26 protein-coding genes are annotated in these 24,910 nt (G+C 51.6%); 9 read left to right on the forward strand and 17 right to left on the reverse strand.

What is annotated here, in order from left to right:
* Positions 1–42 precede the first annotated feature (42 nt).
* The gene (locus OH663_RS04545) at positions 43–1,125 is read right to left on the reverse strand and encodes a tartrate dehydrogenase (protein WP_045443899.1); all 1,083 of its coding nucleotides are present in this window, start codon (positions 1,123–1,125) and stop codon (positions 43–45) included.
* A gap of 103 nt (positions 1,126–1,228) precedes the next feature.
* Between OH663_RS04545 and OH663_RS04550 the strand changes: the two genes are divergently transcribed.
* Entirely contained in the window at positions 1,229–2,146 is a 918-nt protein-coding gene (locus OH663_RS04550; protein ID WP_045443897.1) for a LysR substrate-binding domain-containing protein, read from the forward strand.
* Between the two features lie 81 nt (positions 2,147–2,227).
* Here the strand turns inward: OH663_RS04550 and minE are convergent, their stop codons facing one another.
* Genes minE through minC form a run of 3 tightly spaced genes read right to left on the reverse strand, consistent with a single transcriptional unit; the run spans position 2,228 to position 4,041 of the window.
* A complete protein-coding gene (gene minE / locus OH663_RS04555) occupies positions 2,228–2,494 on the reverse strand; it encodes a cell division topological specificity factor MinE (protein ID WP_003833739.1) in 267 nt (88 codons plus the stop codon).
* A 3-nt stretch (positions 2,495–2,497) separates the two neighbouring features.
* Entirely contained in the window at positions 2,498–3,310 is an 813-nt protein-coding gene (minD, locus tag OH663_RS04560) for a septum site-determining protein MinD (protein ID WP_045443887.1), read from the reverse strand.
* Between the two features lie 23 nt (positions 3,311–3,333).
* Complete coding sequence (minC, locus tag OH663_RS04565; protein WP_200011062.1) at positions 3,334–4,041, reverse strand: septum site-determining protein MinC; 708 nt, start codon at positions 4,039–4,041, stop codon at positions 3,334–3,336.
* A gap of 126 nt (positions 4,042–4,167) precedes the next feature.
* On the opposite strand from minC, the gene OH663_RS04570 reads away from it, so the two are divergent.
* From OH663_RS04570 to OH663_RS04580, 3 genes are all read left to right on the forward strand, one after another.
* Positions 4,168–4,461 carry a YcgL domain-containing protein gene (locus OH663_RS04570; protein WP_045443883.1) on the forward strand — a complete coding sequence of 98 codons (294 nt, stop codon included), beginning with the start codon at positions 4,168–4,170 and terminating at the stop codon, positions 4,459–4,461.
* A gap of 69 nt (positions 4,462–4,530) precedes the next feature.
* Positions 4,531–5,190: a fumarylacetoacetate hydrolase family protein gene (locus OH663_RS04575; RefSeq protein WP_045443881.1), complete on the forward strand. Its 660-nt coding sequence runs from the start codon at positions 4,531–4,533 to the stop codon at positions 5,188–5,190.
* A gap of 92 nt (positions 5,191–5,282) precedes the next feature.
* Complete coding sequence (locus tag OH663_RS04580) at positions 5,283–5,729, forward strand: YcgN family cysteine cluster protein (protein WP_045443879.1); 447 nt, start codon at positions 5,283–5,285, stop codon at positions 5,727–5,729.
* 29 nt (positions 5,730–5,758) lie between these two features.
* Here the strand turns inward: OH663_RS04580 and OH663_RS04585 are convergent, their stop codons facing one another.
* The 3 genes from OH663_RS04585 to nhaB form a co-directional block, all read right to left on the reverse strand.
* A complete protein-coding gene (locus OH663_RS04585; RefSeq protein WP_045443877.1) occupies positions 5,759–6,100 on the reverse strand; it encodes a TehB family protein in 342 nt (113 codons plus the stop codon).
* A gap of 109 nt (positions 6,101–6,209) precedes the next feature.
* Positions 6,210–6,740, reverse strand: a complete 531-nt coding sequence (gene dsbB / locus OH663_RS04590) for a disulfide bond formation protein DsbB (protein WP_045443875.1) — start codon at positions 6,738–6,740, stop codon at positions 6,210–6,212.
* A 141-nt stretch (positions 6,741–6,881) separates the two neighbouring features.
* A complete protein-coding gene (gene nhaB, locus OH663_RS04595; protein ID WP_045443873.1) occupies positions 6,882–8,426 on the reverse strand; it encodes a Na(+)/H(+) antiporter NhaB in 1,545 nt (514 codons plus the stop codon).
* 237 nt (positions 8,427–8,663) lie between these two features.
* Here nhaB and fadR point away from each other — a divergent pair, with 237 nt between their 5' ends.
* On the forward strand, positions 8,664–9,383 hold the full coding sequence (fadR, locus tag OH663_RS04600) for a fatty acid metabolism transcriptional regulator FadR (protein WP_045443868.1): 720 nt from the start codon (positions 8,664–8,666) through the stop codon (positions 9,381–9,383).
* 40 nt (positions 9,384–9,423) lie between these two features.
* Here the strand turns inward: fadR and OH663_RS04605 are convergent, their stop codons facing one another.
* On the reverse strand, positions 9,424–10,956 hold the full coding sequence (locus OH663_RS04605; RefSeq protein WP_045443867.1) for a SpoVR family protein: 1,533 nt from the start codon (positions 10,954–10,956) through the stop codon (positions 9,424–9,426).
* Between the two features lie 322 nt (positions 10,957–11,278).
* Here OH663_RS04605 and OH663_RS04610 point away from each other — a divergent pair, with 322 nt between their 5' ends.
* Together OH663_RS04610 and dadX are read left to right on the forward strand one after the other, a co-directional pair.
* A complete protein-coding gene (locus OH663_RS04610; protein WP_045443866.1) occupies positions 11,279–12,577 on the forward strand; it encodes a D-amino acid dehydrogenase in 1,299 nt (432 codons plus the stop codon).
* 12 nt (positions 12,578–12,589) lie between these two features.
* Positions 12,590–13,660: a catabolic alanine racemase DadX gene (gene dadX, locus OH663_RS04615; protein WP_200011059.1), complete on the forward strand. Its 1,071-nt coding sequence runs from the start codon at positions 12,590–12,592 to the stop codon at positions 13,658–13,660.
* Positions 13,661–13,722: 62 nt separating this feature from the next.
* Here the strand turns inward: dadX and OH663_RS04620 are convergent, their stop codons facing one another.
* Together OH663_RS04620 and ldcA are read right to left on the reverse strand one after the other, a co-directional pair.
* On the reverse strand, positions 13,723–15,456 hold the full coding sequence (locus OH663_RS04620; RefSeq protein ID WP_045443861.1) for a potassium/proton antiporter: 1,734 nt from the start codon (positions 15,454–15,456) through the stop codon (positions 13,723–13,725).
* A 98-nt stretch (positions 15,457–15,554) separates the two neighbouring features.
* On the reverse strand, positions 15,555–16,469 hold the full coding sequence (ldcA, locus tag OH663_RS04625; protein ID WP_045443859.1) for a muramoyltetrapeptide carboxypeptidase: 915 nt from the start codon (positions 16,467–16,469) through the stop codon (positions 15,555–15,557).
* 98 nt (positions 16,470–16,567) lie between these two features.
* Between ldcA and emtA the strand changes: the two genes are divergently transcribed.
* A complete protein-coding gene (emtA, locus tag OH663_RS04630; protein ID WP_200011057.1) occupies positions 16,568–17,179 on the forward strand; it encodes a membrane-bound lytic murein transglycosylase EmtA in 612 nt (203 codons plus the stop codon).
* Positions 17,180–17,190: 11 nt separating this feature from the next.
* On the opposite strand, the gene ycgR is transcribed toward emtA, so the two are convergent.
* Positions 17,191–17,925 carry a flagellar brake protein YcgR gene (gene ycgR / locus OH663_RS04635; protein ID WP_045443852.1) on the reverse strand — a complete coding sequence of 245 codons (735 nt, stop codon included), beginning with the start codon at positions 17,923–17,925 and terminating at the stop codon, positions 17,191–17,193.
* 188 nt (positions 17,926–18,113) lie between these two features.
* Between ycgR and OH663_RS04640 the strand changes: the two genes are divergently transcribed.
* Positions 18,114–18,368: a GlsB/YeaQ/YmgE family stress response membrane protein gene (locus OH663_RS04640; protein WP_045449665.1), complete on the forward strand. Its 255-nt coding sequence runs from the start codon at positions 18,114–18,116 to the stop codon at positions 18,366–18,368.
* A 41-nt stretch (positions 18,369–18,409) separates the two neighbouring features.
* On the opposite strand, the gene OH663_RS04645 is transcribed toward OH663_RS04640, so the two are convergent.
* The 6 genes from OH663_RS04645 to OH663_RS04670 are packed head-to-tail and all read right to left on the reverse strand — an operon-like array spanning position 18,410 to position 24,846.
* A complete protein-coding gene (locus OH663_RS04645) occupies positions 18,410–20,380 on the reverse strand; it encodes a TonB-dependent receptor plug domain-containing protein (protein ID WP_200011055.1) in 1,971 nt (656 codons plus the stop codon).
* A 23-nt stretch (positions 20,381–20,403) separates the two neighbouring features.
* Positions 20,404–21,261 carry a ModD protein gene (gene modD / locus OH663_RS04650; RefSeq protein WP_200011053.1) on the reverse strand — a complete coding sequence of 286 codons (858 nt, stop codon included), beginning with the start codon at positions 21,259–21,261 and terminating at the stop codon, positions 20,404–20,406.
* Positions 21,258–22,070: a class I SAM-dependent methyltransferase gene (locus OH663_RS04655; protein ID WP_048221330.1), complete on the reverse strand. Its 813-nt coding sequence runs from the start codon at positions 22,068–22,070 to the stop codon at positions 21,258–21,260. Before OH663_RS04655 ends, modD begins: the two co-directional genes overlap by 4 nt.
* A 9-nt stretch (positions 22,071–22,079) precedes the next feature.
* Complete coding sequence (locus OH663_RS04660; protein WP_048221331.1) at positions 22,080–22,841, reverse strand: ABC transporter ATP-binding protein; 762 nt, start codon at positions 22,839–22,841, stop codon at positions 22,080–22,082.
* Positions 22,838–23,797: a FecCD family ABC transporter permease gene (locus tag OH663_RS04665; protein ID WP_404842382.1), complete on the reverse strand. Its 960-nt coding sequence runs from the start codon at positions 23,795–23,797 to the stop codon at positions 22,838–22,840. The genes OH663_RS04660 and OH663_RS04665 overlap by 4 nt, the downstream gene beginning before the upstream one ends.
* A gap of 26 nt (positions 23,798–23,823) precedes the next feature.
* Entirely contained in the window at positions 23,824–24,846 is a 1,023-nt protein-coding gene (locus OH663_RS04670) for an iron ABC transporter substrate-binding protein (protein ID WP_045443833.1), read from the reverse strand.
* Positions 24,847–24,910: the final 64 nt, after the last annotated feature.

Here is a 24,910-nt window from a genome sequence, read left to right on the forward strand (position 1 = left end):
AAGCCGCGTCAGTGACGCGGCTCAAATTAAGTGGTTTGACCTTTAACGAAGGGCCTGACAGATGGCCTGGCCAACCTGTGATGTGGTGGCGGTCCCTTTCATATCCGGTGTTTTAGGACCACTGGCAATGACCTGTTCAATCGCCGCCACGATCCCATCGTGAGCAGCCTGATAATTTGCATCACCGTTGCCGAGGAAATCCAGCATCATGGCTCCCGCCCAGATTGTGGCAATCGGGTTGGCGATATTCTTGCCGTAGATATCTGGTGCCGAACCGTGTACCGGTTCGAACAACGATGGAAAGGTGCGTTCCGGGTTTAAGTTTGCAGAAGGGGCAATACCAATTGTCCCTGTGCAAGCAGGGCCTAAATCGGAAAGGATATCGCCAAACAGGTTCGAGGCGACCACCACGTCAAAGCGTTCAGGCTGCATAACAAAACGGGCGCACAGAATATCGATATGCTGCTTATCCCAGCGAATCTCAGGATATTGAGCTGCCATGGCTTCAACGCGTTCATCCCAGTAGGGCATACTGATGGCAAGACCGTTTGATTTGGTTGCAGAGGTTAACGTTTTGCGTGGACGGCTCTGGGCCAGTTCGAACGCGTAACGCAAAATGCGGTCGACTCCACGACGGGTGAAGACGGATTCCTGAATGACCACTTCATGCTCGGTTCCTGCGTTTACTCGCCCGCCCAGTGAAGAGTATTCCCCCTCGGTATTCTCGCGCACGACATAAAAATCAATGTCGCCTGGTTTTTTTCCTGCCAGTGGACAGGGAACGCCGGGGAACAGGCGAACCGGACGCAGGTTGACGTACTGATCGAATTCGCGCCGAAACTTGAGTAATGATCCCCATAATGAGATGTGATCCGGCACGGTATCTGGCCAACCGACAGCTCCAAAATAGATAGCATCGAATGATTTTAGCTGCTCATGCCAGTCATCCGGCATCATTTTTCCGTGATGCGTATAGTATTCGCAGCTGGCCCATTCCATTTGCTCAAAGCTGAGCGACAAATCCCAACGCTCCGCAGCCGCCTGTAACACATTAATGCCTTCAGGCAGGACTTCTTTACCAATACCATCTCCGGGAATAGCGGCAATACGACAGGTTTTCTTCATAGCAGCTCTCACTTGTACGCCATCAAAATTGACTTTCCCCTTATCCTATAATTGACTGATTAAGAGTTAATCCCCCTAACTGGTGAAACATAAAACACAGATCATGAATAATCTGCCGCTGCTAAATGATTTACGCGTCTTTATGCTGGTTGCCCGTCGTGCAGGATTTGCCGCTGTTGCTGAGGAGTTGGGCGTTTCTCCCGCGTTTATCAGCAAGCGCGTTGCGCTGCTTGAACAGACGCTGAATGTCGTGTTGTTACACCGCACCACGCGGCGAGTGACCATCACGGAAGAGGGAGAGCGGATCTACGAATGGGCGCAGCGGATCCTGCAGGATGTGGATCAGATGATGGATGAGTTGTCTGATGTCCGGCAGATCCCTCAGGGTATGTTGCGCATTATCAGTAGCTTTGGCTTTGGTCGCCAGGTGGTGGCGCCTGCACTGTCTGCACTGGCGAAACAGTATCCGCAGCTTGAGCTAAGATTCGATGTTGAGGATCGGTTGGTGGATCTGGTTAATGAAGGTGTCGATCTTGATATTCGTATTGGTGATGATATTGCTCCTAATTTGATAGCACGAAAGCTGGCGACTAATTATCGCATCCTGTGCGCTTCACCAGAATTTGTGACGCAATACGGTGCGCCTAAGCAACTGAATGAACTGGCAAGCTTTCCCTGCCTGGTAATTAAAGAACGTGATCATCCGTTTGGCATCTGGCAATTGCGTAATAAAGAAGGTGAGCACTCGATTAAAGTGACGGGTCCATTATCATCTAATCACGGTGAGGTTGTTCATCAGTGGTGTCTGGATGGGCAGGGTATTGCGCTGCGTTCGTGGTGGGATGTATGCGACAACATTACTAGCGGACATCTGGTTCAGATATTACCAGAGTATTATCAGCCAGCTAATATCTGGGCTGTATATGTTTCTCGCCTGGCGACATCGGCCAAAATTCGTATTACGGTTGAGTTTTTGCGCCGCTATTTTGAGGAGAATTACCCCAGGTTTTCTCTGGAATAAATGCGAGTTGGCTGGGGGAAAAATAAAAAAGGCAGAATAATCTGCCTTTTTGCTGCTGACCATACTCTTTTACAAAAGACGTTATTTAGACTCTTCTGCTTCAGGTAATGTCACGTTAAGTTCGAGGATAGAAATATCGCCGTCTTTTTGTTCAAGTTGTACGGTGACCATTTCGGGGTCAATTTGTACATACTTACAGATAACGTCGAGAATATCTTTCCTCAACTGCGGTAAATAATGCGGCTCGGCGTCACTGCGACGACGTTCCGCAACAATAATCTGCAGTCGCTCTTTAGCGATGTTTGCTGTGCTCTTTTTCCGCGAGAGAAAAAAATCCAGTAATGCCATAACTTATCCTCCGAACAGGCGTTTGAGGAAACCTTTCTTCTCTTCTTCAATGAAGCGGAAAGGACGTTCTTCTCCCAACAGACGGTCTACGGTATCTGCGTAGGCTTTGCCGGCATCAGCATTGATGTCGAGAATAACCGGCTCACCCTGGTTAGACGCGCGCAGGACTGACTGATCTTCAGGAATCACGCCGACCAGCTTGATTCGCAGAATCTCCAGTACATCTTCCATGCTGAGCATGTCGCCTTTGTTTACGCGGCCCGGATTGTAGCGCGTAAGTAACAGGTGCTCTTTAATCGGATCTTCACCATTTTCAGCGCGACGAGATTTCGACGCCAGAATACCCAGAATACGGTCAGAGTCACGTACGGATGAAACTTCCGGGTTGGTGGTGATGATAGCTTCATCAGCAAAATACAGGGCCATCAACGCGCCGGTTTCAATACCTGCCGGGGAGTCGCAGACGATGAAATCGAAGCCCATCGTTTTCAGATCATCCAGAACTTTTGCGACGCCTTCGCGCGTCAGCGCGTCTTTATCGCGAGTCTGTGAGGCCGGAAGAATAAAGAGATTTTCGGTACGCTTATCTTTGATTAACGCCTGATTTAACGACGCATCGCCCTGGATCACGTTGACGAAGTCGTAAACGACGCGGCGTTCACAACCCATAATCAAATCAAGATTACGCAGGCCGATATCAAAATCAATAACGACAGTTTTCTTTCCCTTCTGGGCCAAACCTGTAGCGATGGCCGCGCTGGAGGTTGTTTTGCCAACGCCCCCTTTACCCGAAGTAACAACAATAATGCGTGCCATAGAAATTCCTTGTTAAAAAGGGATCAATTCAACGGTTGAACTGTCAAAGCGTTCTCTGCTAATTGCAGACGAGCCGCTTTGCCATAAAATTCTGCTGGGATATTATCACTCAGCCAATATACACCTGCGATAGACACCAGTTCTGCCGTCAGATGGGTACAAAAAATTTGTGCTTCCCGGTCACCGCTGGCGCCCGCCAGTGCACGGCCTCTCATCACACCATACACGTGAATGTTACCATCAGCGATAAGCTCAGCGCCTGCGCTGACGTGGCTTGTAACAATCAGATCACATTGTGGTGCATAAATACGCTGACCGGAACGAACCGGTACATTTATTAATCGCGTTTTTGTGATGGGAGTAACGTTTTGTGGTGGCGCGGCAGGGGCCGGGGTATTAACTGGCGCGGAACGGATGGTTTTTTCTTTACCTTCAGTGAGTAAAGGAAGACCCAATTCGTCTATTTCTGCCTTAAGTTTGGCGTCTTTACAGCCGCTGACGCCAATAATACGCAGGCCGGTAGATGCGACCACTTTTTGCAGCGCCGGCCAGTTTACCGGGCTTTCAAGGCCACTGACGTTGATCACCACGGGAGCATGTTTTAAAAAAGCAGGTGCCTGCGCGATTTTGTCTTCCAACGCCTGACGAATAACCTCGGGTTCTGCTTCGTGCAAGTGAACCACTGATAAGGTGAAGCTACTGCCTTTAAGCTCGATTGGCGTGTTTGACATCCTGGCCTTACTCAATTTGCTATTTATCATCCCCAGCGCGGGATGATATTCCGAAGACTATAAGGCATGTTATAGTCAGTATTATATTGAGGCAAGCCACCATTCCCTGAATTCAGAGTAAAAGATATGTTTTGTGTGATCTACCGAAGCAGCAAACGTGACCAGACCTATTTATATGTCGAAAAAAAAGACGATTTCTCACGCGTTCCTGAAGAACTGATGAAAGGATTTGGTCAACCGAAGCTGGCAATGATTTTACCGCTTGATGGCCGTAAAAAACTCGTCAACGCCGATCTTGAAAAAGTAAAACAGGCGTTAACTGAGCAGGGCTATTATTTACAATTACCGCCACCGCCAGAAGATTTACTCAAACAGCATCTGTCAGTGGTTAAACAAAATACACCAGACGTTAAACCTTAAACTGTATCCGGCAGTAGCGTGTCCCATCGATGCAGTTTATGAAATCAATGACTACGTTAGGGGAAAGTAATGTATCAACATCACAACTGGCATGGTGCTCTGCTGGATTACCCGGTAAGTAAAGTGGTTTGTGTAGGCAGCAATTATGCAAAGCATATTAAAGAGATGGGTAGTGCAACGCCCGATGAACCGGTCCTGTTCATAAAACCTGAAACCGCACTGTGCGATCTGCGTCAGCCGCTGGTGATCCCGGCGGATATGGGATCTGTTCACCACGAAGTTGAGCTGGCGGTGCTGATTGGTTCGACTCTGCGCCAGGCGACGGAAGAGCACGTGCGCAAAGCCATCGCTGGCTATGGTGTGGCTCTGGATCTGACCCTGCGTGATATTCAGGGCAAAATGAAGAAGGCGGGTCAGCCGTGGGAGAAAGCGAAGGGATTTGATAACTCCTGTCCGTTGTCTGGCTTTATTCCTGTTTCGGAATTTAACGGCGATCCGCAAAATACGCAGCTCGGTCTGACAGTAAACGGTGAAAAACGTCAGCACGGTTCCACAGCGGATATGATCCATCAAATTGTCCCGTTGATTGCCTATATGAGCCGTTTCTTCACGCTTAAAGCGGGTGATGTTGTGCTGACGGGGACGCCGGAAGGTGTTGGGCCATTGCACAGTGGCGATGAGCTGGCTATTAGTTTCCATGGTCAGACTCTCACGACCCGAGTGCTGTAATCTCTTCTTGCCGCCTTTTCGGGCGGCAAAACTTGCATCAGCGTGCCAGACTGGTTATAAGGTGCAGCTTTATTGCAATAGCGGATACCCTGATGAGCGACAAACCTTTCTGGCAAAGCAAAACCCTGGATGAAATGACCGATGCCGAGTGGGAGTCATTATGTGATGGGTGTGGTCAATGCTGTCTGCATAAGCTGATGGATGAGGACACCGACGAAATTTACTTTACCAACGTCGCCTGTCGTCAGCTCAACATTAAAACCTGCCAGTGCCGTAATTATGAACGCCGATTCGAATATGAGCCTGATTGTATTAAGTTAACGCGTGATAATCTCCCGACTTTTGAATGGCTACCGATGACCTGTGCCTATCGTCTGTTAGCGGAAGGTAAGGGGTTGCCAGACTGGCACCCGTTGCTGACCGGTTCTAAAGCGGCAATGCATGGTGAACGCATTTCGGTACGACATATTGCAGTGAAAGAATCGGAAGTGTATGACTGGCAGGACCATATTTTGAACAAACCTTCATGGGCGGAATGAACCGCCCATTGATCAGCAGGCGTTGAAGATTAGGACTTTTTCGCCTGATACATCTCATCTCCGTGGTTGTCATCTTCAACCCAGAAATTAATATTGAATTGTGCATCGTCACTTAATTCAACACGATGCCAGTACTGCGGTGGGCTGGTTGCGAACTGACCGGCATTGATAACTACCTTCACCTCAGGTTCTGTCGCTTCTTCATTGGCGAAACCGTAATAGGTTACCGTTCCTTCCATCACGCAGAGTTGTCCAAAGACACCTGCTGCCGTGTTGTGGTGAGAAAGCAATGCTGCAGGGACATTGTCTTTAGTAAAGAAGGGTGTAGAGCGTTTAACTTTCCAGTTTGCCGGGATGCGTAAGTGGGACATAAGACATCTCCTTGGTGTGGCATTTATAAGATGCATTTAATATACATCTTATAAATGCCACCAGGCAACGACATTATGGTAAAAAAAACGCTCCCGGAGGAGCGTTCTGTTAGCGGCCGAAGAGGTCGCGTTTTTTCGGTTTAAACGGCTGAGCAATCAACACCAGCACGGCGACAATGAGATAAGCAGCAAAAATCCCCAATAGCCACTGCGGCATTTCCAGGGTTAAAAAGGACCATTGACGTTCAGCACAATCACCGGATGCGAGGAATACCTGCGGCAGCCATTTATCCAGTGGTAACCAGCTCGGGAAACGCGCGGCAAAATCACAGGTCATAAAGGGTGACGGGTGAAGCTGAATCATCGTATGTTCATACGCCAACTGCAGGCCGCGCCATGCACTGTAAATCCAGATAATGATTGCTACGTAGCGCAGCGGTGTTTTCGGCGCGATTGCCCCCACCACTCCAGCACCCATCACGCCGAATAATGCACTACGTTCGTAAATACACAACACGCAAGGTTTAAGCAGCATAACGTGCTGGAACCACAGCGCGACCAGTTCCAGAGCCAAAGCGGTGAGCGCCAACAATAACCATGCCCCACGACCACGGGAACACTGGTTTAAAAATCGCAACATAATAATTTCCCTGCAACATGCGTAGAGACCGCAGTTTAAACCAATTCAATTTAAGCGCCACTAGCGGCAATTGAAATATTGTGTAATTGGATAATTATCATGCAAAAAGTCAAACCGGGCAGTGATTTGCCCGGTGAATTGCTATGAAAGTGTGGCTAACCAGCCTGTTTGTGTCATCCACTCGGTCACCGGGACGAGCGTAAACTCCACGCAGAGAAGCCCAACCAGTGTCAGGACGAGAGTATAAGGCAGAGCCATCCATACCATGCGGCCATAGGAAAGTCGAATCAACGGTGCCAGTGCGGAGGTCAGCAGGAACAGAAAAGCCGCCTGACCATTAGGCGTGGCGACGGAAGGCAGGTTGGTGCCGGTATTGATCGCTACGGCTAACAGCTCAAACTGATTAAGGCTGATTGTTCCGTGTTCCATCGCCGCTTTCGCTTCGTTGATATAAATTGTCCCAACAAAAACGTTATCGGAGATAGAAGAGAGCAGGCCGTTGAAGAGATAGAACAGGGTGAGCTGTGCGTGCTCTGATGACTGTAAAACAAACTGAATAATCGGCGCGAAGAGTTGCTGATCGATAATCACGGCAACAATAGAGAAAAATACGGTGAGCAGTGCGGTGAACGGCAGTGATTCGGTGAATGCTTTCCCAATGGCATGCTCGTCGGTAACACCGGTTAAAGAGGTTGCCAGGATGATAACAGACAGACCAATCAACCCGACTTCTGCCAGATGCAGAGCCAGGGCGACCACCAGCCAGACGCCGATAATCGCCTGAATGATCAGTTTAATTTTATCCTGGCGGGTGCGCTGCAGGCGGCTTTGATCGTCAAACTGCTGCAGGACTTCACGTACCGTCTCTGGCAGCGTTTCACCGTAGCCGAACCAACGTAATTTCTCGACCAGTACGCAGGTTAACAGTCCACAAATCAATACCGGGACGGTTACTGGCGACATGCGCAGGAAGAAGTCACCGAAATGCCAGCCCGCTGCTTTAGCGATAATCAGGTTTTGCGGTTCTCCCACCATGGTCATCACGCCACCCAGCGCTGTACCGACCCCCGCGTGCATCATCAGGCTGCGCAGAAAACCGCGGAACTGCTCAAGCACGGCTTTATTATGCTGATCGATATGGCTGTCATCGAGCATATTATTATCTTCACCACGGGAAGAGGCGATGCGATGGTAGATGCCATAAAAACCTACCGCCACGCTTATTACCACTGCAACAACAGTCAATGCATCAAGGAACGCGGAAAGGAAGGCTGCGGCAACACAAAAAGCCAGCGACAGCATCATTTTGGAACGGATGCTGAGCAGCAGTCGGGTAAAAATAAACAGCAGCAACTGCTTCATAAAGTAGATGCCTGCCACCATAAACATCAGCAGCAATAACACTTCCAGATTGGCGGCAACCTCTTCGCGAACATGTGCGGCGCTGGTCATGCCGATGATCACGGCTTCAATGGCCAACAGCCCACCCGGTAGCAGCGGATAACATTTTAGCGCCATTGCCAGCGTAAAAATGAATTCAGCAACCAGTAACCAGCCAGCGACAAACGGGTTGATGAAAAATATGACCGGATTAACGATTAAGAAGACAAGTAATGCGAGTTTGTACCAGTCTGGCGACTGGCCCAAAAAGTTGCGCCACAACGCGCGACTCCAGGAGAGCTCCATGGCAGTTTCCCTTACCTATAAAAATGAAATCATGTTTTTATGTTTGACCGCAAAGCTTAGCGGGACGAAGGATTGCAGGCAAGCTCTTCACGTGACGCCTCGCGGCAGATGTACTTCAGCGTTATCTGGAAAATGAAGCCTTGATCCACTTTTTCTTCATGGTGTCAGCTATCAGCTATGTAACCCGTCTGGTATGATAACTGTAACTATGTTTTGCTGTGTAATGGAATTATTACTATGGTCATTAAGGCGCAAAGCCCGGCGGGGTTCGCGGAAGAGTACATCATTGAAAGTATCTGGAATAACCGCTTCCCCCCTGGCACTATTTTGCCCGCAGAACGTGAACTCTCTGAACTCATCGGAGTCACACGAACCACGTTGCGTGAAGTATTGCAACGCCTGGCGCGGGACGGCTGGTTGACCATTCAACACGGTAAACCGACAAAAGTGAATAATTTCTGGGAAACGTCCGGGCTGAACATCCTGGAAACGCTGGCGCGCCTCGATCATGAGAGTGTCCCGCAGTTGATTGATAATTTGCTGTCGGTGCGAACCAATATCTCGACGATCTTTATTCGTACTGCGTTCCGCCAGCATCCGGACAAAGCGCAGGACGTTCTGGCGACGGCGAATCAGGTTGCCGATCATGCTGACGCATTCGCCGATCTGGACTACAACATTTTCCGCGGCCTGGCATTTGCGTCCGGTAACCCGATTTATGGTCTGATCCTGAACGGAATGAAAGGGCTGTATACGCGTATTGGCCGTCATTACTTTGCCAACCCGGAAGCCCGTGGTCTGGCGCTGAATTTCTACCGTAAACTGTCAGAGCTGTGTGAGCAGGGTTCTCATGACCAGGTATATGAAACGGTGCGCCGCTATGGTCACGATAGTGGTGAAATTTGGCATCGTATGCAGAAGAATCTGCCGGGTGATTTAGCTATTCAGGGCCGCTAATCGCTAAATGCCGGATGACAGCGTCATCCGGCATTAGATTTTACAGACCGTTCATTCTTGGCGGGCAACGCTCCAGTAGTTCAACGCTCCCATCCTCATTCTGTTGTTCCAGCGTCACATCAAATCCCCACAGACGATGTACATGTTTCAGCACCTCTTTACGTCCTTTATCCAACGGCGCGCGGTTATGCGGGATATAGCGTAAGGTGAGGGAACGATCGCCGCGCAGATCAACATTCCAGATTTGAATATTTGGCTCCAGGTTGCTCAGGTTATATTGCGACGACAATCTGTTGCGGATTTCACGATAACCCTCTTCGTTGTGAATTGCTGAAATCTCCAGATAGTTATGCCTGTCATCATCCAGCACGGTGAACAGACGGAAATCACGCATCACTTTCGGTGACAGGAACTGACTGATAAAGCTCTCGTCTTTAAAATCGCGCATCGCGAAATGCAGAGTTTCCAGCCAGTCGGAACCGGCAATATCCGGGAACCAGTATTTATCCTCCTCGGTAGGCGACTGACATATACGCTTGATATCCTGGAACATCGCAAAACCGAGGGCATAGGGGTTGATTCCGCTATACCATGGGCTGTTGTACGGTGGCTGGAATACCACATTGGTATGGCTGTGAAGAAACTCCAGCATAAACCGCTCGGTGACTTTACCTTCATCATAAAGGTGGTTAAGGATGGTGTAATGCCAGAATGTCGCCCAGCCTTCGTTCATCACTTGGGTCTGTTTCTGCGGATAAAAATACTGACTCACCTTACGCACGATGCGCAGGACTTCTCGCTGCCAGGACTCCAGCAGCGGGGCGTTTTTCTCCATGAAGTACAGCAGGTTCTCCTGTGGCTCAGAGGGATAACGCCGCGCTTCAAACACGGTTTTCTCTTCCTCTTTTTTCGGCAAGGTACGCCACAGCATATTCACCTGACTTTGCAGATATTCTTCACGGCTTTTTTGCCGGGCTTTCTCTTCCTGTAATGAAATTTTTTGTGGGCGTTTATAGCGATCAACGCCGTAATTCATCAGCGCGTGACAGGAGTCGAGCAGTTTTTCAACTTCATCAACCCCGTAGCGCTCTTCGCACTGGGTAATGTAGTTCCGCGCGAAAATCAGATAATCGACAATCGAGCTGGCGTCGGTCCAGCTGCGGAAAAGGTAATTATTTTTGAAAAAGGAGTTGTGCCCGTAGCAGGCATGCGCCATCACCAGCGCCTGCATGGTAATGGTGTTCTCCTCCATCAAATAAGCGATACATGGGTTAGAGTTAATGACAATCTCATAGGCCAGTCCTTGCTGCCCATGCTTATACAAACGTTCGGTTTCAATAAACTTTTTACCAAACGACCAGTGAGGATAGTTGATCGGCATCCCGACGCTGGAGTAGGCGTCCATCATCTGCTCGGAGGTGATCACCTCGATTTGGTGCGGGTAGGTATCCAGCTTATAGAGTTTCGCCACGCGGTCTATTTCCGCCAGATAGACATCCAGCAGATCAAACGTCCAGTCGGGTCCATCGCTCAACCGCGTGGTGTCCTTGTTCATGGAATCAATCGTAGCCATTCGCGCACCCTCATTGTTGGCGGCACTCTCTGTCTGGAGTACCTCATTTCAAGCATAGAACACGGTGTTAAAAAGCGTGCTCAAGCAGAAAATTTTTCTTTGCGATATCTCATCAGCGTGGAGTCGAAAAACGCAATAATCACAAAATTTTATGCTGGATAAAAATAACGCGTAGCAGGAGATCCCAAACCAGAGAGTTCCCTGCAATCACCGCTATGTGTGAGATAGGTCACCATAAAAAAGCCATATGTTGAATAATATTTTCAACTGAGTTATCAAGATGTAATTAGAAGATTGTTCTTTTACTGTTAACGGAGTGGCTATGCGAGTTGTCATACTGGGAAGTGGTGTCGTTGGCGTGACCAGCGCCTGGTATTTAAGTCAGGCTGGACACGATGTCACCGTCATTGATCGTGAGCCCGGCCCGGCACTGGAAACCAGCGCGGCGAATGCGGGGCAAATCTCTCCAGGTTATGCCGCACCCTGGGCGGCGCCGGGTGTACCGCTAAAAGCAATTAAGTGGATGTTTCAGCGCCATGCTCCGTTAGCCGTTCGCCTTGACGGTACGCAGTTCCAGCTGAAATGGATGTGGCAAATGCTGCGTAACTGTGACACCAGCCATTACATGGAAAACAAGGGTCGTATGGTACGCCTCGCGGAGTACAGCCGCGATTGCCTGAAGGCACTGCGCGCGACGACGGGCATTGAGTATGAAGGTCGTCAGGGTGGGACGTTACAACTCTTCCGCACCGCGCAACAGTATGAGAACGCCACGCGTGACATCGCAGTCCTGGAAGATGCTGGAGTACCTTATCAGTTGCTGGAAGCTAACCGCCTGGCGGAAGTCGAACCGGCGCTGGCTGAAGTCGCGCATAAGCTGACCGGCGGATTGCGCTTACCTAATGACGAAACCGGAGACTGCCAGTTGTTTACCCAGCGGCTGGCGCAAATGGCGGAGCTGGCGGGCGTTAAGTTTCGCTACAACACGCCGGTTGATAAGCTGCTGAGCGAAGGCGAGCAGATATACGGCGTGCAGTGCGGAGATGAAATCATCAAAGCCGATGCCTATGTGATGGCGTTTGGCTCTTACTCCACGGCAATGCTGAAAGGGATTGTTGATATCCCTGTGTATCCGCTTAAGGGCTATTCGTTGACTATCCCAATTGCCGAGGAAAATGGTGCACCGGTTTCCACTATTCTTGATGAAACCTACAAAATCGCCATTACCCGTTTTGATAACCGTATTCGCGTTGGCGGTATGGCAGAGATTGTGGGCTTCAATACGGAGTTATTACAGCCGCGTCGTGAAACGCTGGAGATGGTGGTGCGCGATCTCTTCCCGCGCGGTGGTCATGTGGAACAGGCGACCTTCTGGACCGGACTGCGCCCGATGACGCCGGACGGTACGCCAGTCGTGGGGCGTACCCGCTTTAAGAATCTGTTGCTCAATACCGGTCACGGCACACTGGGGTGGACAATGGCCTGTGGCTCAGGCCAGCTCCTGAGCGATATTCTGTCCGGGCGCACTCCCGCGATACCGTACGACGACCTGAGCGTGGCACGTTACAGCCCTGGATTTACTCCGTCACGTCCTCGGCATTTACACGGCGCACATAACTGATAAGGACGCGAGATGACCCGCCCGATACTGGCCAGCATTGACCTGCAGGCGTTGAAACAAAATCTGGCAATTGCGCGCCAGGCTGCGCCGGACGCTCGCGTCTGGTCAGTGGTAAAAGCTAATGCGTACGGACACGGCATAGAACGTGTCTGGAATGCGCTGGGAACGACCGACGGTTTCGCCATGCTCAATCTTGAAGAGGCGATAACCTTGCGCGAGCGTGGATGGAAAGGCCCGATCCTCATGCTGGAGGGCTTTTTCCATGCTGAAGACCTGACGGTGTATGACACGTATCGTCTGACCACCTGTGTACACAGTAACTGGCAGCTTAAAGCGTTGCAGAATGCCCGCCTTATCGCGCCGCTGGATGTTTATCTGAAGGTTAACAGCGGCATGAACCGGCTGGGTTTTTTACCGGAACGGATATCGACCGTCTGGCAACAGCTGCGGGCGATGCCTAACGTCGGTCAAATGACGCTGATGTCACATTTTGCGGATGCTGAACACCCGGATGGCATTCAGGAGGCGATGACGCGGATCGGGCTGGCGACGGAAGGACTGGAGTGCAAACGTTCGCTGTCTAACTCGGCAGCGACGCTGTGGCACCCGGAAGCGCATTTTGACTGGGTTCGTCCTGGTATTATTTTGTACGGCGCATCTCCATCCGGGCAATGGCGTGATATTGCCAACACAGGTCTTAAACCCGTCATGACGTTGAGCAGCGAAATCATTGGTGTGCAGACGCTGAAAGCGGGGGACCGGGTCGGTTACGGCGGGCGTTACACTGCCAGCGGTGAGCAGCGAATAGGAATTGTGGCTACCGGCTACGCCGACGGTTATCCGCGTCATGCAGCAAGCGGTACGCCAGTGTTGGTGGACGGTGTGCGAACCAGTACGGTAGGAACGGTATCCATGGATATGCTGGCCGTTGATCTAACACCGTGTCCACAGGCAGGAATAGGTACGCCTGTAGAGCTGTGGGGGAAAGAGATCAAAATCGATGATGTGGCAGCAGCGGCAGGTACGGTGGGCTATGAGTTAATGTGTTCGCTGGCGCTGCGTGTGCCTGTTGTGACGGTGTAACTTTACACATGGCCGGATGGTATTTATGCTAATCCGGCCCACGAAAGTTACGGTCAGTTCAGTTATTCACTCTCTTCTTCGGCCACCCTCACACCGACCTTCAATACCGCATTATCCTCTTTTTCAGCAACGGTCCAGATCATGCCGGCAAACTCCACCTGGTCGCCCACAACCGGTGCTGCACCTAACAGTTGCTGGACAATTTCACCCAACGTTTGTTGTTTTTCGCGGTACTCGGTTCCATCTTCCAGCCCATAAATCAGCGCGACGTCAGCATATTTGGCACTGGCTTCGAGAATAAAATCACCAAAAAACCGTTGGTCTAATGCCACCGGAGGTGACTGGCTGAACAGCTTCCCTAATGCCGGGAGGTCGCGTTCGCGGCCAATCACGCACAAAACATCGCCCTCACGCAGACGGGTACTGCCTGACGGGTGAAACAGCACGTTGTCGCGAAACAGTGCCGCAATTCGTGTTTCCTCTGGCATATGCAGATCACGCAATGCTGCACCAACGCACCATTTGTCTGCACTAAGCTGATAAACGAACTGCTCCCAGGGGTTATCAGGATGAATATCCAGGCCAATACGGGATACAGGCCAGCCGACCGGGGGGACCACCACTTTGGCTTTTTTCGCGGCCCAGGAAAGTGACGTGCCCTGAAACAGTAGCGAGATCAACACCACGAAGAACGCGACGTTAAAGAACAGCCGCGCATTTTCCAGCCCGGCCATCATGGGGAATACGGCCAGAATAATCGGTACCGCGCCGCGTAAGCCAACCCAACTGATAAAAATTCTCTCGCGCAGATTGAAGCCCCGAAACGGCAACAGCCCGGCGAACACTGACAACGGGCGGGCAAAGAAAATCATCCAGGCAGATAAAATCAGCGCCGGCACTGCAATTGGCAGCAGGTCGGACGGCGTAACCAGCAGTCCCAACACCAGAAACATCGCGATTTGCGCCAGCCAGGCCAGGCCGTCAAAGTTTTGCAGAATACCAAACCGGTTGCGAATAGGGCGATTACCAAGCAAAAATCCGCACAGATAGACCGCCAGAATTCCACTTCCTTCGAGTGCGGTAGTGACGGCAAAAACGAGGATCCCACCGCTCAACGCCAGCAGCGGATAGAGTCCGGCAGGCAGCGAAATTCGGTTAATCATTTGCAACAGCAGATAACCACCGCCGAGACCGAGTGCGATACCCAGACCAAATTGCTGGATAATATGCACCGCGAACATCCAGCTTAAGCCGGTCTCATGGTTTTGGATCATTTCGATAAGTGTGATGGTCAGAAATACCGCCATCGGATCGTTGCTACCTGATTCTATTTCCAGCGTGGAACCGACACGTTCGTTAAGTCCCTTACCACCGAGCAGAGAGAAGACTGCCGCGGCATCAGTTGACCCGACAATCGCACCAATCAACAGCCCTTCGATAAGATCCAAATGAAACAGCCATGCGGCCATCATGCCGGTTAACCCTGAGGTAACCAACACCCCGATGGTTGCCAGCGATAACGCCGGACCTAGCGCAACGCGAAAGGAGCTGGCCTGGGTTCGCATCCCGCCATCGAGCAGGATTATCGCCAGCGCCAGGTTACTCACCATGTAAGCGAAAGGGTAGTTATCGAAAGGAATACCGCCAATACCGTCCACGCCCGCCAACATACCGATAGCGAGAAATATCACCAGAATAGGGATACCAAGGCGTGATGAGAATGAACTGAGTAAAATACTACAAGTGACGAGGACGGAACCTAAAATAAAAAGGCTGATAATTGCTGCGGCATCCAACGTTCGTTTACTCCTGAATTACGCTGTTTCGTATTAATAACACCCTAACATAATAACGACAGAAACAGCGTTTTACTTAGCCCTGGATGAAGCTTTTTTTACGATTTAATCACCGGATGTCCGGTCAGTGTGAGCTGACTGCCGTTTTTATCATTTTTCAGCACTGCATTAGCGCCCAGCGGTAGCGTGACGGTACGTTGCTCATGGCCAAAATCGAGGCCGCTAATCAATGGCACAGACAGTCTGGAACGTAGAAACGTACAGGCTGCATCCAGATCGTAACCGGCGTCGTAATCATTCGGCGTACTGCCGCTAAAACTGCCCAGAATGATGGCGTTCTGGCGAGCTAAAATACCCGCGTTATACAACTGCAGGAGCATACGTTCTACGCGGAATGGGTGCTCGTTAATGTCTTCCAGCACCAAAATACCGTTATCGATAGCTGGCATCCACGGCGTACCTATCAGCGACATGAGCATCGCCAGATTTCCCCCCCACAACGTTCCTTCAGTCGCGCATTCAGGGCCATTACCCTGCCAGTCGACTGTAAATTGCGCATTGCGCAGCGCCAGCCAGAAATGCTGTTCAGTAAACGGATCCATCTCCTCGGCACCGAAGTTTGCTGCCAGCATCGGACCGCTGAAGGTGATGACATTGCCCTGCGCCAGCAGACCACACTGAATTGCCGTAAAGTCGCTGTGCCCGCAGATAAGCAACGGATCGTGTTGCTGTCTGGCGGCCAGCGCCTGCCAGTCAATATCCTCCAGCAAACGACTAGCGCCGTAGCCGCCGCGTACCGGCATCACAATGGTATTGGGCGTTTTCAGGTCAACGAGTGAATTTACATCCGCCAGTCGTTCTGCTTCGGTACCGGCAAAACGCTGGTAGCGACGGGCAATAACTGCAGAGTTTTCGACCTGATGACCAGCTTCAGTAAGACGCTGAAGCCCGCGTAACGCCGCTTGCTGGTTGAGACAGTAGCCCGAAGGGGCAATTAAGTGAAACCGGGACATGGCATTTCCTTGCTACAACTAAAACCAAATGTATATCATGCCGCGTAGGTATGTCGTTGTCACCTCAGCGACAGGTTCCGGCTATAAGGATAGATGACGTGAAATTGAGATGGTTTGCTTTTTTGGTTGTATTACTTGCGGGCTGTAGTTCAAAACAGGATTACAAAAATCCGCCATGGAATGCTGAAGTTCCGGTAAAACGCGCAATGCAATGGATGCCTATTAGTGAAAAAGCCGGCGCGGCCTGGGGGGTTAGCCCACAATTGATTACGGCTATCATCGCGATTGAATCGGGTGGTAACCCAAATGCCGTCAGCAAATCCAATGCAATTGGACTGATGCAATTAAAAGCCTCCACTTCGGGACGGGATGTATATCGTCGCATGGGATGGAGTGGAGAGCCGTCTACCAGTGAGCTGAAAAACCCTGAGCGAAATATCTCTATGGGTGCAGCATACCTGAGTATTCTGGAAAACGGGCCATTAGCTGGGATCGAAGATCCACAGGTAATGCAATATGCCCTGGTGGTGTCATATGCCAACGGTGCCGGCGCGCTTCTGCGGACATTCTCATCCGACAGGAAAAAGGCTATCAGCAAAATCAACGATCTTAGTGCCGATGAGTTTGTCGAACACGTTGCCGATAACCATCCTGCGCCGCAGGCTCCACGCTATATCTGGAAGCTTCAGCAAGCGCTGGATGTCATGTAGTTAGCGTGATGCTATTCGCGAACCTTATTAGATTTTTCCCGGGCTTCGCGCTCAAGTGAAAAAATAATCCGCTGTAATTCCCGCTCCACCGCCGGGCCAACGTTGAGAAAACGGAAGCTCAGGCGGGGAGTGGTGATGGTCTCATTTTTCCCGTCAATTACTTTGCGTTCGCTAATGGAGATGAGCTGGGCGTCAACATGATATACCCCCCATCGTTCCATATTCAGTTCAACTTGCGAGAAGCGCATCCCTTCCGTCAATCCCTCGGGTTTTGCCTCTTCTAACAATGCGCCCATCCCGCCTAGAGACAGATCGAATAAGCGGAAACGCAGAATACTGTTGTCCGGCATTTTCGCCGTGCAGTGATAGGGAGGATGCAGTGGAGCACAGATGCGAAAATACTCCCGACGCTGGATGAACCATAGCGCAGGCGGCAGTGATGAGATAAATGCCGGCAGCCGCTGATACTCGCCTTTTTTGAGCTCTGGCAGGGTGAATTCAACTTTGGCCCCCTGCGTTTCGGCGATTATCGAAATTTGATTCGCGCGTTGTACGGCGTGGTTTTCATATTCCTGACTGCCAAAATCCATGATCAGTTCGTCAGGGTTAACAGCGAGGATCTTGCTGATGAACTGACCTCCTGACCAGGAGATACGCAGTGGAACCTGGTTGATATTTAAGTCCCGGAGCACGCCTAACACCGCTAATGGATTTTGCTTCAGGAACTGCTCATTGTAGTTGCTCACACCTAATGACTCCTGGATGCCTGGTTTGTCGTTGGATTATCGGCATCACGTGACGGAACTTAATACAAATGGATGAAATTTTTTATCAAATCCACGGAATTACGTCTGAATGAAAACGCACTGCCTATACTTAACCTAGTGGCGCAGGAATGTCTTGCGCGTGCATTCACTGGAAAGAGGGCCTGAAAATGGGAATTATTGCCTGGATTATTTTTGGTCTGATTGCGGGGGTGATCGCCAAACTGATCATGCCGGGTCGTGATGGTGGTGGGTATATCCTGACCTGTATTCTCGGTATCGTCGGGGCCGTGGTTGGTGGATGGCTGGCAACAATGTTTGGTCTCGGTGGTGATATCAGTGGATTTAACCTCCACAGTTTCCTGGTGGCTGTCGTTGGTGCGATTGTCGTGCTGGGTGTTTTCCGCCTTGTGCGCAGAAATTAATTGAACGGCCCCTCGGGGCCGTTTTTCTGAAACAATAATAGCTAGAATTTATACTCAACGCCTGCCCAGTAATTGCGACCTTCTTCGATAAACCCTTCGCTATACACATATTGCGTATCAAACAGGTTATTGACCGATGCGTTAACGCTAAAACCGTGACCGATGGCGTAGTCGGCACGTAAATGGGTGATGGTAAAACCTGCTGCTTTTTGTGAGCCATCCGTATTACTGTAGCTCGAGGAACGTGCCTCTTCGGACAGCGTGATGCTGAGCGGATCCCAGGGTTTTAGCGTCATCCAGGCTGTGAGCGTTTGCGTAGGCAGGTCGGTAATCTTGCCGATATCACTGCGTTTGGCGTCTGCATGGATGAGTCCATAGCTTAACCCGACGTCCAGCATATCAAAGACGTTACCTTTGACACCCGCATCCAGACCAGTGTAATCCACGCGACCGCTGTTCTGATTCTGGATAGTGTCTGCATCAATATTGTGCGAAAGAATCGCATCGGTAATGCGGTTGTAATACACGCTGACTTCAAATCCCCAGTCCTGTGTGAGCGAACCATTCCAGGTCAGGTCGACGCTGCGGGCACGTTCAGGTTTTAGCTGTGGATTAACAAGTGCCACCTGGTTATAAGCGGGTTTCGACGTGGTGTAACGTTCTTTGAGCGTCGGAAAGCGCGTTCTGTCAGAGTAAGAAAGCGCCAGGGTGTCAGAATTTTCAAAATGATATTTGGTCATCACCTGCCAGTTAAATGCCGACTGATTGTTGTCATCATAATGGGTGACGCTACCGTTTTTCTCATGCTTCATCCCCTCCAGACTGTCGCGCCAGTCGTAGCTTATACCCGCGACGACATCGACACTGTCCGCTGCTGCCCACTGGTATTCACTGGCGACAGACCAGGTACGGTCTTCGTAACGATCGTAAGCAGCGTTCGGCGCGCCTTTTTCGCGGTGAACATCGTCTTTCCAGTTAACAGCAAAAGAGAGCAGATCGTTTTCACGCATATCGGCGGCGAGCTGCAGGCCAGCCCCGTCGCTATAGTCAGAATAGTGGCTGTAGCTGCCTTTCTTATTTTTTAAATCAGCAACAGAGTTGTACATCATCAGGGTATTTTCAAAGGTGTCGCGATAAAGTCGACTTTTCAGGGTAAAGCGATCGCCCAGATGTGTCGTGCCCTGGTAGTAATAACTCTCTTTATCATATTGTGGCCACTGCCAGTAGCGTGATTTCTGGCTGCTGGTACCGGCGTAGGGAGGGTTATCTTTTTCGCCGTCCTGATTGATGTAGGTGAGGACATATTCATCATTGTCACGCGGGGTGAAACCCAGTTTAACGATCCCGCGTTTATCATCAGCGGATGAGTTAATCATTTTACCATTGCGACCCGCCACCGGGTTATCCGTACCATGCGGCAAGCCGAGAAAATCTTGCTTCAGTTGGCTCCCGCTAAGCTGGATATATCCCAGGTCGTTACTGGCACCAAATGAGGCGTGCATATCGTGGGCATTGTCTTTACTGCGACTCCAGCCCTGACGATATCCGATACTGCCCTCAACGGGTTTCGTCGGTTTTTTAGTGGTGATGTTGATAGCGCCACCCATCTGGTTTGGTCCCTGAAGCAAGGATGAGTAACCTTTAGAGACTTCAACCGTGGCGATATCAGAGGTGAGAAAACGTCCTAAATCCAGGTTGCCATCATAGGGGATATAAACAGGAACACCGTCGAAAAATACCGGCACCTGACGGCTATCAAAGCCGCGTACTTTCACCTGCTGTTCGTTACGGTTGCCTGATTTTTGTAGCACTACACCGGGGATAACACTCAACGCCTGGGCAACGTTTTGCTTGTCCAGATCCTGCATTGTTTCCTGTCCAAGTACCGTCGTGCTGGCCGCAGAGGCTGGACTTGACCAGACAGTCATCGTTTCGCTTTCTGGCCCGGCGAAAGCACTCTGTGCAAAAACAAACGACAGCGCTGTGTAAAGAAAACTCTTGTTGAAATTCATTATTTTTAGTCCATTTATGAATGTTAAATACCGCGAGCTTCCGGACTCAGGGTGACTTTGATATCCGCTGGTGGGGCGTAGTAAGGTGCGGAAGTGATAAAGAGTCTGATGCCGCAATCGAGGTAACTCGCAAGGGTGGCGAGAGTAATGCCGCCAGTCAGCGCCAGCGTGCAATGGGGGGCCAGAGAAGGGGCTATGCGTGCAATCTCAGCGGCCTGTTCAGGGCTAAACTTGTCGAGCTGCAGAACATCGGGCGCGGCGCGTAGCGCGTCCAGCGCCTCTGTGGGATTGTCCGCTTCGACCACAATCTTTTTTTCCGGCGCATGACGTCGCAACTGTGCGATAGCGTCAGCCCAGTTGTTTTCGTTAGCAAGAAAACGGCGATGATTAGCAAAAAGCAGTACGGATTCGGCACATCCGCCTCGGTGGATAATCCCTCCCGCCGCGAGAATCGCTTGTGTGGCCAGCATTCGGGTGCCAGGAATCGCTTTTCGGGTACAGGCTATCTGGGCGTCAGGGTAGCGGCTACGAACAATGGTCAACATATTGTCGAGATAGTCTGAAACGCCGCAACTCCATTCCAGAACATTTTGTACGGCTTTCCAGCCCTGATGTAGCGCGGCCGCATTCCCGTGTGCGCGAATAACTAACTGACCGGCGGTCGCCCGTTCACCCTCCGCCAGTTGTTCAGTGACGGTCAGTCCCAGTGAATGAAGCATTTGTCTGGCGATGGTAATGCCGCTGACGCACCCGCCCTGGCGATGACAGAATTCCATGACTCCCGGTTGTGCACCGATACCCAGTGCCTGGGTAGTCAGGTCGCCCCCCTGAATATCTTCCAGTAACAAGGCGTCGGTCTGCGCCTGAGAAAAGTAAATCATCGCAGCGCCTCCGGGGCGACGCTGTCCCACCAGATCAGCGCCCAGTCGCGACTGGCGGGAGCAATGGCGCGGGGATCCTGTTGCTGATACCAGGTATCCAGACGATCAACCTCATCTTCACTGAGATCGCCCATACTCCAGCGCACATTTTCCAGAAAGCGGGACCAGGTGCTGTTGTCCTGCTGACAGTTTGGCCCCCGGATAAAATCAACGTGGGCGTGGATGCCCATCTGGTATAAAACGTTTAACGCGTAGATATAGTTAGGAAGCTCAATCACCTCGCGGCCCAGCGCGCGCTGAATGGTGGGAGAAACAAACGAAGAACTCACGAGATGGGTGGTGTAAACCCGCAGCCGCGCCTGATTGTTCAGTTTTGTCATCGCCTGGTGCATATCGGCGACCAGCGTGGAGCGGGACGCTACGGCGATATCGCATGGGGGCAAATCGTCCCAGTGTTCCTCCCAGGAACGTTGCACCCAGTGGACATGGCTGCCTCCCATCTGCCCGGCGCGACGGGCGGCCACGCTCAGCATTCCCTGGCTATAATCCACGCCGTATATTGTCGGGATCTTTTTTGCCAATGCCAGTGAGACCGTACCAGGACCGCAGCCCATATCGAACAGTGATTCAACACCTTCAAGATTAATTTTTCCCAGCAGCTGTTGCAGATAGCTGTCGGTTAATGAGGCGCAATTCTCTGCCATTTTTTCCGCGCGTTTATCCCAGTGCTCCGGCTTTTTCTCGGTTCGGTTCGCCAGAAGTAACTGTTTACGGTAAAGGTCAGCAAAATCAATGTCGTCAATGAGCATCGTGATTCCTTATTGTTGGGTGCCAAAGAGGTGGTGGTGGATTTGAGAAGGGGCGACGCGGTACAGCGTTGCCAGCCGATCTGTGGCGAGTTGTTGTTCGGGAAGTCCTTGCGATACCAGCCCGTCTGGTTCGATGCGCACTACGCTGTCGGCTATTGCTCGCGCATGCAATGGGTGGTGAGTGGACATCAACAGGGCCATTCCGCTCTTCTTCAGTGTAACCAGAGTGTCGAGCAGGCGGATCTGATGACCAAAATCGAGGCTGGAGGCCGGTTCATCAAGCAACAGTAAACGTGGGTGCTGCGCCAGCGCGCGGGCAATCAGCACTAACTGGCGTTCACCGCCACTCAGCGTGTTCCAGCGTCTGTCTGACAGATGGGGGATCCCCAACAGCTCCAGTTGCTGATATGCAATTTCGCGCTCTTTTACGCCAGGGACTGCAAAGGCGGCCATCTGCGGGGTCAGTCCCATCATCACCATATCCAGAACGGTGAAGGCAAAAGCGCCGTCGTGGGCTTGCGGGACCCAGGCGATGGCACCCGCGCGCTCACGTTCGCTGAGAAGATTCACCGCTACGCCATCCAGTAAAATATCGCCGTGGAGTGGCCGGATAACGCCAAGGAGCGTGCGCATCAGCGTGGTTTTTCCGCTACCGTTTGCGCCAAGCAGACAGCAAATTGCCCCCTCGCAGACGTTGAACGAGACATTGCGCAACACCGGGTGTTGGGCAGAATATCCCAGCGAAGCGTTGCACACGGTTAGCAGCGTCATGGGCGACCACCCCGCAGGAGCAGTAACAAAAAGAAGGGGGCACCAATAAAGGCCGTCAGGATCCCGAGTGGGATTTCCGTGCTGCTAAGCGTGCGCGCGAGGGTGTCGGTCAACAGCAGTAAAATGGCACCAATTCCCATTGAAACAGGCAGTAACTGCTGGTGATTGTTACCGGTGAGGAGTCTGCCGATATGCGGCACAACCAGCCCAATCCAGCCGATAATGCCAGCAATGGCGACGGTGCTGGCGGTAATGAGCGTGGCGCAGACGATCAACCCCAGCCGCAGCCGAGAAACGTTAATTCCCAGTGAGCGTGCTTCATCATCCGAGAGCGTAAGCAGGTTCATGCGCCATCGCAGCAGCAAAAGCGGAATCGAACCTGCCACGATCAGCGGCGCTGAAAACCAAAGGTCATGTAGCGTAATGGTGGATAAACCGCCGAGTAGCCAGAAGGTAATCGAAGGGAGCTGTGTATATGGGTCAGCCAGCGTCTTGATAAGCGAAATTCCCGCGCCACATACTGTTCCCAGCGCAATCCCAACCAGTACCAGCGTTAATACCGGATCGTGGCGGGAAACACGGCAGGTAATGAGCCAGACGCCCGCGACTACCAGCAAACCTCCGACGAATGCGTAAAGCTGAATAAACAGTATCGGCAAACCCAGCAGGATGGCCGAGCAGGCACCTAAACCGGCACCAGCCGCGACGCCAAGAATATCCGGTGAGACCAGCGGATTACGGAACATTCCCTGATAGGTTGTGCCTGCTCCGGCCAGTGCCGCCCCCAGTAGCAGCGCGGCCACAATACGCGGCAGACGAATTTGCCAGAAGACGATTTTATCCTGCGCCGTCACACCCTCCTGGCTGACAATGAGCGCCATCACATGCTGAATATCCAGCCGATAGGCTCCGGAGAGCACAGCGACAACCACACAAAGCGCAATGGTCACAATCATCAGGAGACTGAGTGTCGTTGTTCTCATCAGACCGCCACCAGTTGTTGATACTGCGAGTCGCTTAAAGAGGTATGCCAGAACAGCTGTGAATAGCGCTGCATGTCATCCTGAAAGCTTGCATTTACCAGTGGGTCAAGCCAGGCGTGCAGGCGGCGTAAACCCAGTAAACGGTTGATGCCGGGAGGCGCATCGAGCCAACCAAACGGCAGACCGCTGAGAAAAAGAATACGTTTATCGGCGACGGCCTTTACCCCTTGCCAGACTGGATCTTCTCGCAGGTACTGTGCTGTAACCGCATCCTGCACCAGGATGATATCGGGCTGCCAGCTCAGCAGGTTTTCCATCGACACCTGCGCCAGTCCGTGCCGTCCTGGGATTTGCGCTACATTGTGTAATCCCAGTAGCTCTGCGGCTTCGGTGTGCAGTGAGCCTTGTAACCCCGTTTCAAGTCCTCTGGCGCCGCGAGCGGCATAAAAACGCAGTTTGGCGGCTGGAGAGCGCGAAAAAATATCGGCTTCATCAATGAATTTCTGGGCAAGTGCTGCCTGGGCTGCTGTTCGCGTTTCCGTGCCCAGTGCTTTACCCGCGGCGTGCAGTTGTTGCGGAGTTTGTCGAAGTTCGCCGTTAATCAGCAGCCACGGTATCTGCGTTTGCGCGTAGACCTGCTTTGCCTGTGAAAGCCAGGTTTCGTCCGCATTACCGCAATCAACGACCAGATCGGGCTTCAGCGCCAGCAATGCTTCAAGAGACAATGTGCTGGCACGACCCGCCAGCCTGCCCAGTTTGGGTAATGCCCGGATGTTATCTGACAAAGGAATGGCAGCCTGGTGGGAGAGATCAAAGGATGAAAATCCCACCAGCTTTTCCGGTGCGACGGCTAACAGCAGTACATCAGCGGGAGCTCCGGCGCTCACCACGCGTTGAATAGCGTTAGTCCCGGGAGAGGAACCGATAGCAACGGTGAGCGGCGTACGGGCGCTGGCCGGAAAGTGGCGTAAAAGCAGCGCAGAGGCCACGAGCTGGGCAAACATCCGTCTTGTCAGTGGCATTATATTCATCCTGAACGGTGATAAATTCGCTATATATTTACATATATAGCGAATAAAAACATGT

This window comes from Citrobacter sp. Marseille-Q5395, assembly GCF_947057495.1.
Classification (GTDB): domain Bacteria; phylum Pseudomonadota; class Gammaproteobacteria; order Enterobacterales; family Enterobacteriaceae; genus Citrobacter; species Citrobacter murliniae.